This window comes from Flavobacterium terrae (assembly GCF_900142035.1).
Lineage (GTDB): Bacteria > Bacteroidota > Bacteroidia > Flavobacteriales > Flavobacteriaceae > Flavobacterium > Flavobacterium terrae.
In genome coordinates this window covers 116,093-135,680 of sequence record NZ_FQZI01000004.1, presented here as the reverse complement: position 1 = coordinate 135,680, position 19,588 = coordinate 116,093, and the positions used below count along the sequence as shown (strand labels likewise).

At 28.8% G+C, this 19,588-nt stretch carries 18 protein-coding genes; all 18 read left to right on the top strand.

The genetic code is table 11. The annotated features are described in order from the left end of the window. The first annotated feature begins 16 nt into the window (after positions 1-16). The 18 genes from BUC09_RS11145 to BUC09_RS11060 all read left to right on the top strand — a co-directional run bounded on the left by BUC09_RS11145 (position 17) and on the right by BUC09_RS11060 (position 19,551). Complete coding sequence (locus tag BUC09_RS11145; RefSeq protein ID WP_073311640.1) at positions 17-1,378, top strand: UDP-glucose 6-dehydrogenase; 1,362 nt, start codon at positions 17-19, stop codon at positions 1,376-1,378. Between the two features lie 3 nt (positions 1,379-1,381). Next, positions 1,382-2,428 carry a dTDP-glucose 4,6-dehydratase gene (gene rfbB / locus BUC09_RS11140; RefSeq protein ID WP_073311638.1) on the top strand — a complete coding sequence of 349 codons (1,047 nt, stop codon included), beginning with the start codon at positions 1,382-1,384 and terminating at the stop codon, positions 2,426-2,428. 69 nt (positions 2,429-2,497) lie between these two features. After that, complete coding sequence (gene rfbA / locus BUC09_RS11135; RefSeq protein WP_073311637.1) at positions 2,498-3,370, top strand: glucose-1-phosphate thymidylyltransferase RfbA; 873 nt, start codon at positions 2,498-2,500, stop codon at positions 3,368-3,370. Positions 3,371-3,372: 2 nt separating this feature from the next. After that, entirely contained in the window at positions 3,373-4,644 is a 1,272-nt protein-coding gene (locus tag BUC09_RS14825; RefSeq protein WP_073311634.1) for an oligosaccharide flippase family protein, read from the top strand. Then, on the top strand, positions 4,641-5,633 hold the full coding sequence (locus BUC09_RS11125; protein ID WP_073311632.1) for a CgeB family protein: 993 nt from the start codon (positions 4,641-4,643) through the stop codon (positions 5,631-5,633). Before BUC09_RS14825 ends, BUC09_RS11125 begins: the two co-directional genes overlap by 4 nt. Further along, positions 5,633-7,066, top strand: a complete 1,434-nt coding sequence (locus BUC09_RS11120; RefSeq protein WP_073311630.1) for an O-antigen polymerase — start codon at positions 5,633-5,635, stop codon at positions 7,064-7,066. The genes BUC09_RS11125 and BUC09_RS11120 overlap by 1 nt, the downstream gene beginning before the upstream one ends. A 14-nt stretch (positions 7,067-7,080) precedes the next feature. Beyond that, positions 7,081-8,154 carry an EpsG family protein gene (locus tag BUC09_RS15030; RefSeq protein WP_084127225.1) on the top strand — a complete coding sequence of 358 codons (1,074 nt, stop codon included), beginning with the start codon at positions 7,081-7,083 and terminating at the stop codon, positions 8,152-8,154. Between the two features lie 2 nt (positions 8,155-8,156). After that, complete coding sequence (locus tag BUC09_RS11110) at positions 8,157-9,143, top strand: glycosyltransferase family 4 protein (protein WP_073311625.1); 987 nt, start codon at positions 8,157-8,159, stop codon at positions 9,141-9,143. Positions 9,144-9,150: 7 nt separating this feature from the next. After that, complete coding sequence (locus tag BUC09_RS11105; protein WP_073311623.1) at positions 9,151-10,275, top strand: glycosyltransferase; 1,125 nt, start codon at positions 9,151-9,153, stop codon at positions 10,273-10,275. A 213-nt stretch (positions 10,276-10,488) separates the two neighbouring features. Further along, on the top strand, positions 10,489-12,264 hold the full coding sequence (asnB, locus tag BUC09_RS11100) for an asparagine synthase (glutamine-hydrolyzing) (protein WP_073311621.1): 1,776 nt from the start codon (positions 10,489-10,491) through the stop codon (positions 12,262-12,264). A gap of 12 nt (positions 12,265-12,276) precedes the next feature. Further along, positions 12,277-13,314, top strand: coding sequence for a polysaccharide biosynthesis protein (locus BUC09_RS11095; protein ID WP_073311619.1), 1,038 nt, complete (start codon positions 12,277-12,279; stop codon positions 13,312-13,314). A gap of 7 nt (positions 13,315-13,321) precedes the next feature. Further along, positions 13,322-13,744: a WxcM-like domain-containing protein gene (locus BUC09_RS11090; RefSeq protein ID WP_073311618.1), complete on the top strand. Its 423-nt coding sequence runs from the start codon at positions 13,322-13,324 to the stop codon at positions 13,742-13,744. A gap of 6 nt (positions 13,745-13,750) precedes the next feature. Beyond that, entirely contained in the window at positions 13,751-14,869 is a 1,119-nt protein-coding gene (locus BUC09_RS11085; protein ID WP_073311617.1) for a polysaccharide biosynthesis C-terminal domain-containing protein, read from the top strand. A 23-nt stretch (positions 14,870-14,892) separates the two neighbouring features. Continuing rightward, positions 14,893-16,038 carry a non-hydrolyzing UDP-N-acetylglucosamine 2-epimerase gene (wecB, locus tag BUC09_RS11080; protein ID WP_073311616.1) on the top strand — a complete coding sequence of 382 codons (1,146 nt, stop codon included), beginning with the start codon at positions 14,893-14,895 and terminating at the stop codon, positions 16,036-16,038. Next, the gene (locus tag BUC09_RS11075; RefSeq protein WP_073311615.1) at positions 16,039-17,232 is read left to right on the top strand and encodes a glycosyltransferase family 4 protein; all 1,194 of its coding nucleotides are present in this window, start codon (positions 16,039-16,041) and stop codon (positions 17,230-17,232) included. After that, positions 17,225-17,827, top strand: a complete 603-nt coding sequence (locus BUC09_RS11070) for a sugar transferase (protein WP_073311612.1) — start codon at positions 17,225-17,227, stop codon at positions 17,825-17,827. Before BUC09_RS11075 ends, BUC09_RS11070 begins: the two co-directional genes overlap by 8 nt. Beyond that, complete coding sequence (locus tag BUC09_RS11065) at positions 17,817-18,434, top strand: acetyltransferase (protein WP_234972572.1); 618 nt, start codon at positions 17,817-17,819, stop codon at positions 18,432-18,434. The genes BUC09_RS11070 and BUC09_RS11065 overlap by 11 nt, the downstream gene beginning before the upstream one ends. Then, positions 18,427-19,551 carry a DegT/DnrJ/EryC1/StrS family aminotransferase gene (locus BUC09_RS11060; protein WP_073311610.1) on the top strand — a complete coding sequence of 375 codons (1,125 nt, stop codon included), beginning with the start codon at positions 18,427-18,429 and terminating at the stop codon, positions 19,549-19,551. The genes BUC09_RS11065 and BUC09_RS11060 overlap by 8 nt, the downstream gene beginning before the upstream one ends. Positions 19,552-19,588 lie beyond the last annotated feature (37 nt).

Sequence of the window (19,588 nt, the reverse complement as noted above, 5' to 3'; positions counted from 1 at the left end):
CTAATTTTTTAATTCAATGAAAATAAAAAACATTTGTTGTATAGGTGCTGGTTATGTGGGAGGCCCCACAATGGCAGTTATTGCACAAAAATGTCCAAATATTAATGTAACTGTTGTCGATTTAAACGAAGCTAGAATTACTGCTTGGAATAATCCAGATTTTGAAAAATTACCTGTTTATGAACCTGGTCTTGATGAGGTTGTTAAAGAAGCAAGAGGAAGAAACTTGTTTTTTTCTACAGATGTAGATAAAGCTATTGAAGAAGCTGAGATGATTTTTATTTCAGTAAATACACCTACTAAAATGTACGGGGCAGGTAAAGGAATGGCCGCTGATTTAAAATACATTGAGTTATGTGCGCGTCAAATTGCTCGTGTAGCTAAATCTGATAAAATAGTAGTTGAAAAATCAACTTTACCAGTTCGAACTGCAGAAGCCATTAAGAGTATCCTCGATAATACTGGTAATGGAGTTAATTTTCAAATTCTTTCAAATCCTGAATTCTTAGCGGAAGGTACTGCAGTAACAGATTTACATAATCCAGACAGAGTTTTAATTGGAGGTAATAATGCAGAAGCGATTCAATCTTTAGTTGAAGTTTATGCTCATTGGGTTGCAAAGGATAAAATATTAACAACAAATGTTTGGTCTTCAGAGTTGTCAAAATTAACAGCTAATGCTTTCTTAGCTCAACGTGTATCGTCAATTAATGCTATTTCTGAGTTATGTGAAAAAACAGAAGCAGACGTTAATGAAGTAGCTAAAGCAATTGGAATGGATTCACGTATTGGATCTAAATTTCTTAAGGCATCAGTTGGTTTTGGAGGGTCTTGTTTTCAAAAAGATATATTAAATCTAGTTTACATTGCTAAATCGTATGGTTTAAATGAAGTAGCTGATTATTGGGAGCAAGTTGTTATCATGAATGATCATCAAAAACATCGTTTCTCTAAAAATATTGTACAAACTTTGTATAATACTGTTTCAGGGAAACGTATTGCTATGTTGGGTTGGGCATTCAAAAAAGATACTAACGACACACGCGAATCAGCAGCAATTACTGTGGCTCAAGATTTAATTGCAGAACAGGCAAAAGTTGTTGTTTATGATCCAAAAGTCTCTGAAAATCAAATAAAATTTGATTTAGAACAAGATCATGATAATGAAATAATCGAAGTTGGAACTAATCCGTATGAAGTATGTAAAAAGGCTCATGCAATTGCTATTTTGACAGAATGGGATGAGTTTAAAACTTATGATTGGCAAAAAATATATGATTCAATGTCAAAACCAGCTTTTGTTTTTGATGGTAGAAATTTACTAGATAAACAAAAAATGAAAGAAATAGGGTTTGTTTATTCAGCAGTAGGAAGTTAATTTATGAAAAACATATTAATTACAGGCGGAGCGGGATTCATAGGATCTCACGTGGTTAGGAGATTTGTAAAAAATTATCCTAATTATAATATCTATAATTTAGATGCACTAACATATGCCGGGAACCTTGAAAATATCAAGGATATTCAAAACGAATCTAATTATACTTTTTTAAAAGGAGATATAGTTGATGAAACATACATCAATGAGATTTTTGAAAAATATCAATTTGAAGGCGTTTTGCACCTTGCGGCAGAATCTCATGTTGACAGATCAATTACTGATCCATTAGCATTTGTAAAGACAAATATTATTGGGACTGTCAATCTTTTAAATGCTTTCAAGAAGATTTGGAAGGATAATTTTGACGGAAAAAGATTTTACCATATTTCAACTGATGAAGTTTATGGGTCTTTAGGGGAAACTGGATTGTTTACAGAAACAACATCATACGACCCAAATTCTCCATACTCGGCTTCTAAAGCTAGTTCTGATCATTTTGTAAGAGCTTATGGCGAAACTTATGGTCTACCATATGTTTTAACAAATTGTTCTAATAATTATGGACCATTTCATTTTCCAGAAAAATTAATTCCATTGTTTATTAATAATATTATTAATAAAAAGCCTTTGCCAGTTTATGGTGATGGTAATTATACTCGTGATTGGTTGTTTGTAAAAGATCACGCTGTAGCGATAGATTTAGTGTTTCATCAAGGGAAAAATCATGAAACGTACAATATAGGAGGTTTTAATGAATGGAAAAACATCGATTTAGTACGATTACTTTGTCAAAAAATGGATGAAAAACTTGGCCGTAAAGAAGGAGAATCTGAACAATTAATCACTTTTGTAAAAGATAGACCTGGACACGATTTGCGTTATGCTATTGATGCATCAAAGATCAATAAAGAATTAGGTTGGATGCCTTCGGTAACCTTTGAAGAAGGCTTACAAGAAACTATTAATTGGTATTTAGATAATACTGAATGGTTGAATAATGTTACTTCTGGAGAGTACTCAAAATATTACGAAAAACAATATCAATAGTTATTGCTACTAAGCTGTATGCAATATATTTTGCTTATATCTAATAGCTGAAGGCTGAAAACTTTTAATATGAAGGGAATTATTTTAGCAGGAGGATCTGGTACACGCTTACATCCACTAACACAAGTGGTGTCTAAACAATTATTACCTATTTATGATAAGCCAATGATTTATTATCCGCTATCAGTGTTAATGTTAGCAGGAATCAAAGACATTCTTATCATTTCTACACCTCATGATTTACCAAATTTCAAAAGACTTTTTGGAGATGGTAATCAAATTGGGTTGAAACTTTCTTATGTAGAACAACCTTCTCCAGATGGTCTTGCACAGGCTTTTATTCTTGGAGAGGAATTTATTGGGAATGATGATGTCTGTTTAATACTTGGGGATAATATTTTTTATGGAGCAGGACTTCAAAACTTGTTGTCAAATGCCGTAAATATTGTTACTGAAAGAAAAGAAGCAACTGTTTTTGGATATTATGTTGATGATCCTGAACGTTACGGAGTTGCTGAATTTGATGAAAGTGGTAAGGTTCTTTCTATTGAGGAAAAACCAATTGAACCAAAATCAAATTTTGCTGTTGTTGGGTTATATTTTTATCCAAATTCTGTTGTAAATATTGCTAAAAATGTAAAGCCTTCACATAGAGGTGAACTTGAAATAACTACAGTTAATCAAGAATATTTAGATCAAGGTAAATTAAATTTGCAATTAATGGGGCGTGGATTCGCTTGGCTAGATACAGGAACTCATGAATCATTAACAGAGGCTACTGAGTTTGTAAAAGCAGTCGAAAAAAGAACTGGTTTAAAAATAGCCTGTATTGAAGAAGTTGCTTTTCGTAAAGGTTTTATATCTAAAGAAAAATTTATTGATACAGCCAAGAATTTAGGTAAAAGTACTTATGCAGAATATTTGAGAAAAATTTCAAAATAATTTTGAAAAGAATTATAGATAAAAATTGGAATTTAAAGTTTATAAATAGAGATAAACTTTTTTTATTGTCTTCGCAAATTATCAGTGCATTAATAGGAATTTTGTTTGGGAAATTAATTGCAATATATTTTTTACCAAGAGAGTTTGGTGAATACAATATATTATTAGCTACCTACACTTTCTTTTTTAGTTTATTTATTAGCCCACTTTTGCAATATTTAAAGACAATAACTAATACAAAATTATTAAAGGATAATTTTCGTATTTATTTAAAACTAACATCTCTTCTAAATTTAGCTTCTGTTTGTTTTTTGACTATTGCTTTGTGGTTTAATGATAAGTTAAATACTGAAATTTTTTTTCTTACAATTTTAGTGTTTCCTGCAAACTTTTTGTATAATCTTTTGTTAGATTATTTCAATGTAAAAGGAGATTTAAGACAATTTTCAAAACTAGGGATGTTTTTTAATATACTAACTTTACTTTTTTTAATTATTGCTATTTTTTTCTTTAAAATTTATATAGATTCAGTTATATTGTTGTGGTTTGTACAAATACTTTCATATATAGTTGTTGTTGTATTTTTTATTAAAAAATATCAGATATTCAAATTGAGTAAAAGTTCAATAGCTTTTAAAGTTTACTTAAAAAAATATTTAGTTTATTCATGGCCTTTAATGATTCTAGCATTTTGGAATTGGATTAATAGTTATTTTGATAGATATTTAATTGAATATTTTTTATCTCTAAAAGAAGTGGGGTTATATAATGCAAATGTGAGTCTTGGTTCAAAAGTATTTTTAATGCTAAATCCTTTTTTTTTGGCAATATTAACACCAATTGTTTTTAATCAAGAAGCTACTTTCTATGAAAAGAAACAAAAAATAAAAAAATATGCAAAAACTTATTTTTTTATTGGCTTAATTTTACTCTTTTCGTTGTATTTAGGATATGATTTTTTAGGGAGTATTTTGCTTTCTAAAAACTATTCAGAAGGATTTCATATTATATTTTGGAGTGCACTAGGTTATTTTTTAATTACTTTTGCATATCTTTTTGAAGTAATATTTTATTTCCAAAAAAGAACTAAGGTGATTTTAATGGCTAACCTTGTCTCTGCAATTATAGGAGTCATATTAAATATAATCTTAATACCTAAATTAGGACTGAATGGAGCTTTTTTTGGACTTGTTATTTCTGGTGTAGTAAGATTACTTGTCATTTGGTTAAATTATAATAAAATAAATCATATTCAAGATATTAGTAATTTATGAAGATAGCTCTTTTAGGTAGCAAAAACTTTGATAGTTTGGAGTTTCATATAAACGATACACTTGTTCATATGGGGCATGAAGTTCACCATGTTGATATGTCTGATGTAATTAACATCCCCTATAAATATAATTATTGGGCAACAAAACTTTTTCCCAAATATGATTCAAATATTTTTAAAAAAATTGCTCATAAAATAATTAGTATTCAACCTGATTTAGTTATTTGTACTTATAGATTTATTAATCCAATTTGTATAAAGATTATTAAAAATAATTTAAAAAGTACTCCAGTAATTCATATAAATCCTGATGCTGTAACAACCTTTGGTTATCAACAAATTTTCGCTTCAGAGTATGATGCATATTTTACCAAAGATCCTTTTATTGTGAATTTTATGAAAGATAAAATGGGGCTTAATGCTTTTTATCTGCCTGAAGCATTAAATAGTCGATACCATAAATCTCCAAATAAGGATAGAGAGATTCTGGAAAGTGAAATAAATATTGATGTTGTGGCATTTGGAACAATGTATCCTTATCGATCTAAAATGATTGATAAATTAATAGATTCAGGTATAAATGTATCACTCTTTGGTGTTCCTGATAAGCGGTTTCCGAATCAAAAAATTATGAAAAATTTCAGAAATGAATATATCACAGGTGAGAGAAAAGCAGATGTTTTATTTGGATCAAAAATTATATTTAATAATTTTCATTATGCTGAAATCAATTCAGCAAACGTTAAATTTTTTGAAATTGCAGGAATAGGAGGATTTCAAATATGTGATTATAAGCCTATTTTGGAGGAATATTCTTTTGTAGATTTAAAGGAGTTTACATTTAAAACAATTGATCAAGCAATAGAATTAATTAGATATTATATTGATGAGCCTACCCTAAGGTATAAAATAGCTTTTGAACAACAAGCTCATTTTACTCTTCATCATACTTATGAGAAAAGATTGGAACAAATATTAAAAATTGTTTAATGAATTTTAAATTATCAAATAAAGTTTATTTTATAATTCAATTAATTTCGTGGATTTTTTACAGCATTTTTTTGTTTAGAATCATATGTGTAGTTGATGATTCTGAAATTGTTTATGCAGTTATGCTTTGTGGTATAATAATGTATATGACTTTAAATCAATTTGTAAAAAATTGGTATATAAAAGGCAGGCCTTTACTACTTGATTGGTTTAGATTATCAACTTTTTTGTTCATTATTTTAGATTTCTTCGGAATGATTGATGGATTGGGAGGTGAATTCAATTCTTTTAAAGAATATGTTGTAAAGAAAGAATATGTGTTGCCTTCTGTTTTAGTAGTTTTTATAGGTGTTTTAGGTTTAAAAATAAGTGAAAATTTAGCGAAAATTTTTTGGAATAAAAAACAAAATAATAGTCAAGATCAAATAAATTATCGAATTTCTTATCCGGATTTTTTTTATTTTATTTCAATTTTAATTGCACTAATACAGCTTTATTTGATGTTGTCAGGTGAAGTTGGGTATGGAACTTTTCAAGAAAATACTGCTTCAGATATCTCTTTTTTATTTCAGATAGTATTTCTTTTGTCTTCGATGATATTGTCTGTTTACTCAATTTTCAAATACCTTTATAAATATAAAAACTCTACATTTAATATTTGTTTTTTTATCTATTTTGGAGTTCAGATTCTTTATGGTTTTTTGTCAGGAATGAAAGAGTCCATCATTACACCTTTTATAATTGTGTTGATTCCTTTTTTGATGGGTGGTAATAAAATCCCAAAAAATATATTTTATAGTCTTGTTTTTCTAGGGGTATTAATTTATCCATTAAATGATAATTATAGAGCAATTTTAAGAGATAAACCATCTATTGATAGAAATGATGCACTAGGAATTGCTTTAGTTAAAACTTTTGATTCTGACTTTAGTGATAATTTTTCAGAGGGAGCTGATAGTTTTTCTGATAGATTGTCCTTATTTCCTTATATTATTTATACAGTGGAAAATGAAAATTCATGGAACTATTATAAAAATATGGATAGGTATATTTATTTGCCAGTAGCTTGGATTTTACCCAGATTTATTATACCAGACAAGCCCAAATCAGAAACAGGAGAGATTCTTAATTATATGGTAAGAGGATGGTCCGGAAATTCTTTATCGGCAACTACTTATGGATGGGCATATTTTGAAGGAGGATATTTTTATGTTTTAATTCTTTTCGTATTTTTTGGATTATTTATATCATATTACCAACATCGTTTTGCTACAAATATTTTTTTAGGATTATTGATGTATATTATAGTTTTAGTTCAACTTTTAAAAGTTGAATCTGATATTTATTTTCTGATTTCAGGTATTTTGCAAAGTACTTTAATAGCATTTATCTTTTATAGAGTTTTTATAAAAAGAACAAATAGTAAATCTTAAGAAAATAAGTATAGATGGTATTGATTTTATTATTTTTTGTTCTGATTTTTTTTAGTTATAGGGAAATTTTCTTTGAAAAAAATAATTTGCTTTTTTTTTATTTATTGGCCTTCATTGTCGCAATTATTGATGGTTTAAGATGGAATAGTGGAGTTGATTTTCAAATGTATCACAATAGTTATACTAAATTATTCAATAGTGTAGACTTGCATAATGGGAGATATGATTTTCTCTATCTTTTACTTACAAAGCTTTTTAAAATTTTAAATCTTCATTACACTTTTTTCTTATTAGGGATATCTTTATTTACTACATTTCTATATGTATTTACGATTAAAAAATTTACACAGTATCCTATTTTTGCGTTACTATGTTTTTTTGTTAATATCATTGGCTTTTGGGGTAATAATAGACAACTTATCGCGTTGGGAATAGTTTTTTTTTCAATTCAATTTTTGATAAAAAGAAAATATCTTTTATTTGTAACTTGTGTCTTGATTGCATCAGGGTTCCATTTTACAGCTATAATGATGCTTTTTTTGCCTATTTGTAACATGGAATTTAAAAGGCATGATTTATTGGCTTTAGTCGTTTTTGGGCTATTATCATTTTCTATTTTGTCTGAAAAAAATTTATTGTGGTTTTTTGAAATCAATAAAGATTATTTTCCGCATTTTCATGAACGTTTTAATAGTTATAAGAAAATCAATCATATTCAAATTGATCCAGTTTTTTTGATATTAGGTATTGCAAGAAAATTGTTGCCTGTTTGTTTTCTTTTCTATTTTAGAAAATCATTTAGTAAGTTAGATGGGTATCATTTTTTTCTTAATATTTCTATTCTGTCTTTGGTTGTTTATCTATGGGTAAAATTTAACTTTGTATATTTGGCAGGTAGATTTACAATTTATTTTTCTATATACGAATGCATAATATATTCTTGGTTTGGATATATAGTTTTAAAATCAAATAGTAAAAGAATTCTTTTTTTGTTTTTTGTGATTTTTTTTGGATTTGTTTTTTGGAAGTCGATTTCGTTATATCCACATCTTTTTGTTCCGTATAATACTATATTTTTTAGTTTTTGATTATGAAGATTCATTTTTTTGAAAGAAATCCCGCTGATAATCAAATTAGCATTGAAAAGCTATTTGGTATATTAAAAATTGAATTTTTAAAGAAAAATGTTCAATGTGTCAATATAATTAACCCATATTCTTTGAAAATGATCTTGAAAACTGGATTTTATTTTAGAAAGAATCAAGGAGATATTAATCATATAACCGGAGATATACATTGGGCAAGTTTGTTTTTAGATTCTAAAAGAACTATTTTAACAATTCATGATCTTGTAGGTTTAAAAAATCTTAAAGGAGTAAAAAAACGTTTGTATTTTTTATTTTGGCTTTACTTACCCTTAAAAAAATTAAAATATATTACTGTGATTTCTCTAAAAACTAAAAAAGAAATTGCTATCTTATTGCCATGGGCAGAAAAGAAAATTAGGGTAATACCCAATTGCTTAACAGTTCCAGTAGAAAAACAATTACTGTTGTCTGAAAATTCTAAGCCATTAATACTTGTCATTGGATCTACAAAAAACAAGAATAGAGAAAGATTATTTAAAGCTATAATAGGTTTAAATGTTAAACTTATAATTATAGGTAAGCTTACAAAAAAACTTTTTGCACTATTAGTAGATAATAAAATTGATTTTGTTAATGAAATAACCGTATCGGAATTTGAATTAATCGATTATTACAAGAGATCGGATATTTTGTGTTTTCCTTCTTTGTATGAAGGATTTGGTTTGCCTATTCTTGAAGCTCAAGCTCAAAATTGTGCGGTTATAACTTCTAACAAAAGCCCTATGAAAGAAGTTTCAGGTGGAGCAGCTCTTTTAATTAACCCCAAGTCTGAAGAAGAAATAAAAAATGCTATAACTAAACTTGTTAATGATACTGAACTAAGAAAAGAATTAATACAAAAGGGGAAAGAAAATATTAAAAATTATTCACCAGAGATTATAGCCAACAAATACCTAGATTTATACAAAGAAGTATTAAAAAATAATTAATAAAATAATGAAGCTTTTTTTTCCTATTGATGCTTTTTACCCTTCACAAATAGGTGGACCTTGTAATAGTGTTTATTGGTTGACAGACGAACTAACTTCAAACGGATTTGAAGTTCAAATTTTTACAAACACAATAGGTATAAAAGATGGTTTAGTAAAGACTAATGAATATACGAAAACATATTATGGTCAAGTTTATTACGATAATAAAAAAAATTATCTCAAAAAAATAAAATTGATTTATTTAGGAATAAAAAATAGTGAAATTTTACATCTTAATGGTTTTTTTAGTAAAAGTTCATTGTTGAGTTTCTTTATTTCAAGACTTTTTTTTAGACATAAAAAGATTTTGATTTCAGCTAGAGGAGAGTTGAGTGATAAGGCTTTGATTTATAATAATTTACTTAAAAAAATAGTTTTGGTTTTTTATAAATTGTTTTCTTTGGGAGTATTTTTTCACAGTACATCCGAAAAGGAAAGTGATGAAATTAAAAAAAAATTCAATAAAAGCAGAGTGTTTGAATTGCCAAATTATTTTAAACCTAAAAAAAGAATTTTAAATAAGATAAAAAATAAAGATTTACTTTATATAGGAAGAATACATCATAAAAAATCAATTCATAAAATGATTGAAGGACTGTATTTAAGTAAAACTTTTAAAAAATCTGATTATAAATTTATAATTGTTGGGAATCATGAAATGAGACATCAAAATTATTTTGACTTTTTAAAAACTAAAATTAGTGAATACGATCTAGTTGACAAAATAGAATTTAAAGGGTTTAAGGAAGGTGATGAAAAAGAAATTATATATGCATCTTCTTATATGACATTAATGTTAAGTGAAAATGAAAATTTTGGAAATGTAGTTGTAGAATCTTTAAATCAAGGAACTCCTGTTATTGCCTCAACTGGTACTCCTTGGAGTATTTTGGAGAAAAATAAATGTGGTTATCATATAGATAATTCACCAATGATTATTGCAAAAATTATTGATGAAGTATTGGAAATTTCAAATGAGGAGTATGTTGAAATGTGCGATAGATCAATAAGATTAGTAGAAGATAATTTTATGATGAAAACTAAAATAAACAACTGGATAGAAGTTTATAATCAAATATATTTATCATAATCTTGTTAAGATTTATATTTCAAATTAATTTATAAATATTTCTAAACTACTGATAGATAGTTGTTTGTGAGTATATTAAAAAATGAAATTGTGATTATTTTTGGTTCAATCTTAATAAATTGATTTTTTTGTTTTTTTTAACAGAAAATTATGAAATTTGTGATTCAAATTTGTACTTTTCCTGAAAATTTTTAAATTAAAATAATTTTAAAAATGTGTGGGATTATTGGTACTACAAACGCGAAAATTTCTTTAGATCTATTTAAAGAAGCACATAAAACAATCTATCAACGAGGCCCAGATTCGCAATTATATATAACTGATTATTGTTTTGTTTTTGGCCATTCCCGTCTAGCAATTATCGATCTTGATGAAAGATCAAATCAGCCTTTTGTTTTTCAGCATGAAAATAAAAAAATAACAGTTGTATTCAATGGTGAAATCTATAATTTTCTGATTTTAAAAGAAATACTTGAAAAAAAGGGTTATGTTTTTAAAACATCTTCTGATACAGAAGTACTTTGCGCTTCTTATTTAGAGTGGGGTATATCTTGCTTCGATTATTTTGAAGGTATGTGGGCTTTGGGATTATTTGATCATCAGTTGCAACAATTAGTAATTACAAAGGATAGAGTAGGGAAAAAGCCATTATATTACTCTTTTGAGGATGGTGTAGTTTCTTTTAGTTCAAGTATTTGGGGTGTTTCTAAACTTTGTAAGAAAAAAGATATTTGTATTGAGGGTCTTCAATTGTATTTTGCTTTAGGTTTTGTTCCTGATCATTTTTCTATAATTAAGGGAATTAATAGCATGCTACCTGGCAAAATTATAGTTTTTCAGAAGGATGGTAATCAGTTTTATGTTAAAGAGGAGAATAACTCAGTTTTTAAATCCTTCTCAGCTAAAGAGAGCTCGGTTTCTAATCTTATGAAAGAAGCAATTGTTAAAAGAGTTATTGCTGATGTTCCTATTGCAACTCTTATGAGTGGAGGAGTAGATAGTACTATTGTGACTAAAATTACTAGAAAATTTTACAAGGAGGTTAAAACATTTTTTGTTGACTTTGAAGATAAAAGGCTAAGTGAGTTTTATTGGGCTGACTATCTTTCTAAAAGGAATAATTTACCAATCAATAGGGTAATGTTAAGAAATGTAGACTTGAATGATTCTTTTGCTGATTATGCAGAAGTATATGAAGAACCTTTTGCGGATTATAGTGGAATTCCTTCTATAGCAATATTTAAGAAAGTTTCAGAGGAATTTAAAGTAGTCCTTACAGGAGATGGAGGAGATGAACTTTTTTATGGATATCCTCATTATTCAAAAAAATTAATGCTTTATGTTTTGATGAAATTGAATAATGTTTTTAAAATTTCAAGATTTTTTAATGTTAAGGTTAAAAAAATTTTAGATGAAGGAATTGAAAAATTTGAATCTAATTATCTTAAAAATCATGCTATTTTATCTAAATTTGCTGCCGATTATATAGATCAAAGGTTTAATCAAGTAAGGTTAAAAGAGAAATCCTTCTTAAGAACTGTAATACAGTATGATAGAGTGTTTAATAATCTTCCATATAAATATTTAGTTAAGACAGATAGGGCTTCAATGTTTTCTGGTACAGAAGTAAGATCCCCTTTTTTAGATGAAGCTTTGTTAAGACATGTAAGAAAGTTGCCTACTTGGATGATTTTCACACCATGTATATCTAAGCTTTATCTTAAAATTTTGTATTTTAAGTGCTTTGGAATTAAGTATTTCTTATCAAAAAAGAAAGGATTTACTCCCCCTATAAAAGAACTGAGAGAAAGATATTTTAAAGAAGATGATTTTAATCAATTGAAAGATTATTTTAAAGAACTTAATTCTAGCTTTTTCAACGATATTAAAAACTTAGTTTATGATGACTTGCTAAATGATAATATACTTTTCGATCGTTTTTTCTTTTTTAACATATGGCGTTTGAAATCATACAGTAAAAATCAATAGCAATAAATTAATATGCAAATTAAAGATAAAACACTTCTTATAACAGGTGGTACGGGTTCTTTTGGAACTGCTGTGCTTAATCGTTTTTTAAATACAGATCATTTTAAAGAAATTCGAATCTTTTCAAGGGATGAGAAGAAACAAGATGATATGAGAAATCTTTATAAAAACGATAAACTCAAGTTCTATATTGGAGATGTTCGTAATCCTCTAAGTATTGATTATGCAATGCGAGGTGTAGATTATGTCTTTCATGCTGCTGCTTTGAAACAAGTTCCTTCATGTGAATTTTTTCCTATGGAGGCGGTGAAAACTAATGTAGAAGGAACTCAGAATGTTATAGATGCCGCTGTAAAATATGGGGTTAAAAAAGTAATTTGTCTAAGTACAGATAAAGCAGCTTATCCTATCAATGCCATGGGGATTTCTAAAGCAATGATGGAAAAAGTTGCAGTTGCAGCTTCAAGAAATTTGGAACGAACAACTGTTTGTTTAACTCGTTATGGAAATGTAATGGCTTCTAGAGGGTCAGTCATTCCATTGTTTGTTAAGCAAATTAAAAATGGAGAACCACTTACAGTTACTGACCCTTCAATGACACGTTTTTTAATGTCTTTAGAAGAGGCGGTAGAGTTAGTGCTTTTTGCATTTGAACATGGAAATTCAGGAGATTTGTTTGTAAATAAGGCACCAGCTGGTACGATTGGAGATTTGGCTCAAGCTTTGAAAGAAATGTTTAAAGCTGATAATCCAATTAAAATTATTGGAACAAGGCATGGAGAAAAGCTCTACGAAACCCTTTGTACCAGAGAAGAAATGATAAAAGCTGAAGATATGGGAGATTTTTACAGAATCCCTGCCGATAATAGAGATTTGAATTATGCACAATATTTTTCTGAAGGTGAAATAGATATTTCTAAAATTGAAGATTATCATTCACATAATACAACACAACAAAATATTGAAGGAATGAAACAACTTTTAATGAAACTTCCACTAATTCGTAAAGAGGTTTTAGGAGAAGTTGATGTAAAACAGTATCCAGATTAGATAGACTATGTTGCCTAAAATAATAAAAGGGAATTGTCATTCAGATTATAGGGGGAATCTTAAGTACAATAACGATTTCAATTCAATTTCTATAAAAAGGATGTACGTGATTGAAAACAAGAACCCCAATTTTAAAAGAGGTTGGCAAGGTCATAAGATAGAACAGAGATGGTTTTCTGCAATGACAGGAAGTTTTGAAATAAAATTGATAAATGTTGATGATTGGGGTAATCCAAGTTCTGATCTAAAACCGTATGTGTTTTTTCTTTCTTCAGAAAATTTAGATGTTCTACACATTCCTCAAGGTTATATTTCTTGTATACAATCAAAGGAAGAAACTGCAAAACTTTTAGTGATGAGTGATTATCTTCTGGGAGAGATTAAGGACGAATACAAATATCCGTTAGAGCACTTTATGTGTACCAAATAAAAATTTATGCTAAAAATTGGAATTACAGGTCAAAATGGTTTTGTAGGTAATCATTTATATAATACTTTGGGACTATTTCCTGCTGAATTTGAAAGGATAGTTTTTGAAAAAAGTTTTTTTGAAAATCAAAATCAATTAGATGCTTTTGTAAAACAATGTGATGTGATTGTGCATTTGGCAGCTATTAATAGACATGAAAGTCAAGAGGTTCTCTTTAAATCTAATTTGGAATTGGTCGAAAAATTAGTTTCTTCACTTGAAAGAACGCAATCAAAGCCGCATGTGCTTTTTTCATCTTCTTCTCAAGAAGAAAGAGATAATTTATATGGGAAATCAAAAAAGGGAGGAAGAGAAATTTTAAATAATTGGGCAAAACAAAATAATGCAAAATTTAGTGGGCTTATTATTCCTAATGTATTTGGTCCATTTGGTAAACCTAATTATAATTCATTTATAGCTACTTTTTGTTATAAATTAACTCATGGAGAGACACCAGTAATAGACGCTGATGGAGAAGTTAAATTGATTTATGTTGGTGAATTATGTAAATTGATTATAGAACAAATAAGAGGCGGTAAATCAGAAAGTGAATTAATTATTAATCATACGGCTACTTATAAAGTTTCTGAAGTTTTAGCAAAACTAAATTATTACAAAGAAAGTTATTTTGAAAAAGGAGAAATTCCTTTATTGGAATCAGTTTTTGATTTGAATTTGTTTAATACTTTTAGATCATATTTTGAATACGAAAATCATTATCCAATAAAGTTTGTGCAACACACAGACCCCAGAGGAGCTTTTGTTGAAGTGATACGATTGGGAGTTGGAGGGCAGGTTTCGTTTTCTACTACTGTTCCCGGTATAACAAGAGGAAATCATTATCATACAAGAAAAATTGAAAGATTTGCTGTAATAAAAGGCAAAGCTTTAATTCAATTGAGAAAAATTGGAACTGACCAAGTACTTGATTTTTATTTAGATGGTAATGAGCCTGCTTATGTAGATATGCCAATTTGGTATACTCATAATATAAAAAATATAGGAGAAGAGGATTTATATACGAATTTCTGGATAAATGAACCTTTTAATCCTGAAGATGCTGATACTTATTTTGAGGAGGTTTAATTAATGCTATAGTTTAAAAGCGGATGACGAAAAAATTAAAAGTGATGACAGTCGTGGGAACACGACCTGAAATCATTAGATTATCTAGGGTTTTGTGTGCTTTGGATAATTCAGAAGCAGTAGAACATATAATTGTTCACACTGGGCAAAATTATGATTATGAATTAAATCAGATTTTTTTTGAAGATCTAGGGTTACGTAAGCCTGATTTTTTCTTGGAAGCAGCTGGCGCTACAGCTACTGAAACGGTAGGGAATATATTAATTAAAATAGATCCTCTTCTTGAAAAAATACAGCCTGACGCATTTTTGGTTTTAGGTGATACAAATAGTTGCTTATGTGCAATTCCAGCGAAAAAAAGACAAATTCCTATTTTTCATATGGAAGCTGGAAATAGATGTTTTGACCAGAGAGTACCGGAAGAGACTAATAGAAAAATTGTTGATCATACTGCCGATGTTAACTTAACATATAGTGATATCGCTAGAGAATATTTACTTCGTGAAGGATTGCCAGCAGATAGAATTATTAAGACTGGGTCTCCAATGTTTGAAGTCTTGACTCATTATCTTCCGCAAATAGAAGCGTCTAATGTTCTATCTCGTTTAAATTTGGAAGAAGGGAAATATTTTGTTATTTCATCGCACAGAGAAGAAAATATTAATTCAGAAAAGAACTTTAACGGATTAATAGAAAGTTTAAATTTAATTGCAGAAAAATATCAATATCCAATTATTGTTTCAACTCATCCTAGAACTAGAAACATGATTGATAAAAAACAAGTAAAAGTAAGATCAGAAATTCAATTCTTAAAACCTCTTGGATTTCATGATTACAATGCTTTGCAAATGAGAGCGTACGCGGTACTATCTGATAGCGGGACGATTTCTGAAGAGAGTTCTATTTTAAATTTTAGAGCACTTAATATTCGTCAAGCTCATGAAAGACCTGAAGCGATGGAAGAAGCTTCAGTAATGATGACAGGTCTTTCCTCTGAAAGAATTATGCAAGGGTTAGTACAGTTGCAACAACAAAATGTTGGAAAATCAATGAGAAATTATAGGCCAGTTGCAGATTATTCTATGCCCAATGTTTCTGAGAAAATGGTGCGTATAATTTTGAGTTATACAGATTATGTGAATAGAGTAGTTTGGTCAAAGAATATATAAATGAAGGTACTTTTTTTAGCTTTAGCTTTTCCTAAAATTGGTCAAGGAGGTAATCTATATACTGATTTAATGGAAGAATTCCGTGACCAAGGACATGAAGTTTTTGTTGTTGCACCGTCTAGTAAAGAAAATGAAACTGGATTAATTGACGAAGAGGGAATTAAGGTATTGAGAGTGAAAACAATGTCATTGTTGAATGTTGGAGCTGTCAAAAAAGGTATAGCTAATTTATTGTTGCCTTTTCATTACAAAAAAGCGATAAAGCAACATTTTAAATCAGAAATTATTCCAGATTTGATAATAATGCCTACTCCACCTATTAGTCTTGTTCAAGTGGCTATTTGGTTGAAAAAAAAGAGTAATGCAAAAGTGTATTTGATTCTTAGAGATATTTTTCCTCAAAATGCGGTTGATTTGGGAATGATGAAAAAAGGAGGGTTTTTGTATCGTTTTTTTAGACAAAAAGAAAGAAAACTATATGAGATTTCAGATAGTATTGGTTGCATGTCTAAAGGGAATATTGATTATGTGAAAAAGTATAATCCAGAGATTGTAATATCAAAGCTTCATTTATTACCAAATTGGCAAAAGGAAATTTCTTTAAATTTTGAAAATAGATCTTTGTTAAGAATGAAGTATGGTTTTGATAATAAATTTGTGATTATTTTCGGAGGTAATATTGGACTTCCTCAGAAATTGGAAAACATACTTGAGGTTGCAAAATTGTATAAAGAGAATGATAATGTGCTTTTTTTTATTGTTGGTCAAGGAACTGAAAAAGTAAAAATTGAAGAACTGTCGAGAAGATTGAATTTAAATAATGTAATTATTAAAGATTCTTTGCCACGAGAAGATTATCAAAATATTATTTCAGCTGCTGATTGTGGTTTAATCTCACTTAGTGAAAAATTCACTATACCTAACATTCCTTCTAAATCTCTAAGCTATTTTAATGCGAAAATTCCTGTTTTAGCAGCAATTGATACAAATACTGATTATGGATTTCTAATTGAGGACCAAATAAAAGCAGGAGTTTGGGCTCCTTCAGACGAACCATTAAAAATTAAAGAAAAAATAGATTTTTTAAAAGCAAATCCTGAAATTTGTAGTGCTATGGGAAAAAATGGCTACGAGTATTTTGTAAATGAGGCAACTCCTAAGCATAGTTATGAAAAGATAATGGATTATGTATAAGCTTTTTATTAAACGTTTTTTAGATTTTATTTTAGCTTTAATTGGCTTGGTTTTGCTGTCACCAATTCTTTTTTTTGTAACTATTTTGCTTTTTTTTGTCAATCAAGGGAAACCGTATTTTATACAACGTCGTCCTGGTAAAAATTGTGTTGTTTTTTCTATAATTAAGTTTAAAACAATGAATGACAAGCGAGATGAAGAAGGTAAGCTCCTTCATGATTCACAAAGATTAACACCAGTAGGAAAATTTGTAAGAAAGACTTCCCTTGATGAAATTCCTCAATTAATCAATGTCCTTAAAGGAGATATGAGTTTAGTAGGACCAAGACCGTTATTAACTGATTATGTCCATCTCTACAATGAATTTCAAAATAGAAGACATGAAGTTAAGCCAGGAATTACTGGATGGGCTCAAGTCAATGGAAGAAATGCTATTTCATGGGATCAAAAGTTTGCATATGATGTTTGGTATGTTGATCACTGTAGTTTTTTAACAGATTTTAAAATAATTATAATGACTTTTCTTAAAGTGATTAAAAAAGAAGGTATTAATGCTGTTAATGCAGCAACTATAGAACCATTTAATGGAGAATAATATCATATTATATGGGGCTAGTGGACATTGCAAAGTGGTAATAGATATTTTGCTAGAGTCTTCTGTATTTATAAAAGGAATATTGGATGATAATATTTATTTAAAACAGATTTTTAATTTTCCTGTTTTTAATCCAAGTGATCATCGATTTAATACTTGCGATAAGTACTTAATTTCAATTGGAGATAATAGAATTAGAAAAGAAATAGTTTTCAAATTATTTGTAGAATATACAAGTGCAATACATCCTAAATCAACTGTTTCTAGATTTTCTGAAATAGGAGTTGGTACAGTAGTAATGGCTGGAGTTATTGTTAATCCTGATGTAAAAATCGGGAAGCATTGTATTATAAATACTGCAGCTTCAATTGATCATGATTGTGTTATTGAAGATTTTTCACACATATCACCAAATGCATCTTTGGCAGGTAATGTTTTTGTTGGAGAAGGAAGTCAAGTTGGTATAGGTGCAACCATAATGCAAGGTATTAAAATTGGTAAATGGGTAACAATTGGTGCCGGTGCTGTAGTAATAAATGATGTTCCTGATTATGCTGTTGTTGTAGGTAATCCTGGAAAAGTTATAAAATATAATTCGAATGAGTAAGACAAAAATATGGCTTTCTTCGCCACATATGGGTGGAAGTGAGCAAAAATATGTTCAAGAAGCTTTTGATGCTAATTGGATAGCTCCTTTAGGTCCAAATGTTAATGGATTTGAAAATGATTTGGAGATTTATCTGGGTGGTAAAGTTCACGTTGCTGCTTTGAGTTCGGGAACAGCTGCTTTGCATTTGGCTCTTATTCTTCTTAATGTTAAACGGGATGATGAGGTTATTTGTCAAACCATGACATTTTCAGCTTCTGCTAACCCAATTGCCTATCTTGGAGCTATGCCTGTTTTTGTTGACAGTGAATCTGATACATGGAATATATGTCCAGTTGCATTAGAAGAAGCAATTATTGATAGAATCAAAAAAGGTAAGAAGCCAAAAGCAATTATTGCTGTACATTTATATGGTATGCCTTTTAAATTCGATGAAATCAAAAATATTTCTGATAAATATCAAATTCCAATAATTGAAGATAGTGCTGAGGCTCTAGGAAGTTCTTTCAAAGGAAAAAAATGCGGAACTTTTGGAGACATAAGTATTTTATCTTTCAACGGTAATAAAATAATTACTACTTCAGGGGGAGGGGCATTAGTGGTTAAAAATGAAGATGATAAAAACAAAGCAGTCTTCCTTTCTACTCAAGCGAGGGATAATGCTCCTCATTATCAGCATTCTCATATTGGTTATAATTATAGGATGAGTAATATTTGTGCTGGAATTGGTAGGGGGCAGATGGAAGTTTTGGATAAACATGTTGACTTAAGAAGAGAGATGCATAATTTTTATATGGATTTCTTTAAAGGGATTCATGGAGTGGTTATTCTTTCGGAACCTAGTAATGAATATTTCTCAAATCATTGGCTAAGTGCTATTGTTCTTGATTCTTATGATAAAAGAGAAGCAATGCGATTGGCATTTGAAAATGAAAACATAGAGACGCGCCCACTCTGGAAACCTATGCATTTACAGCCTGTTTTTTCTAATTGTCCTTACTATGGAGGTGATGTGTCGGAAAAATTGTTTGAGAAAGGTCTTTGTTTGCCTTCAGGATCAAATTTAAATGCAAATGAAAAAAACAGAATAAAAGCCGTTTTAGAACTATTTTTTTAGTATTTTGCAACCCTATTTTAAAGGTCTTTTTAATTGT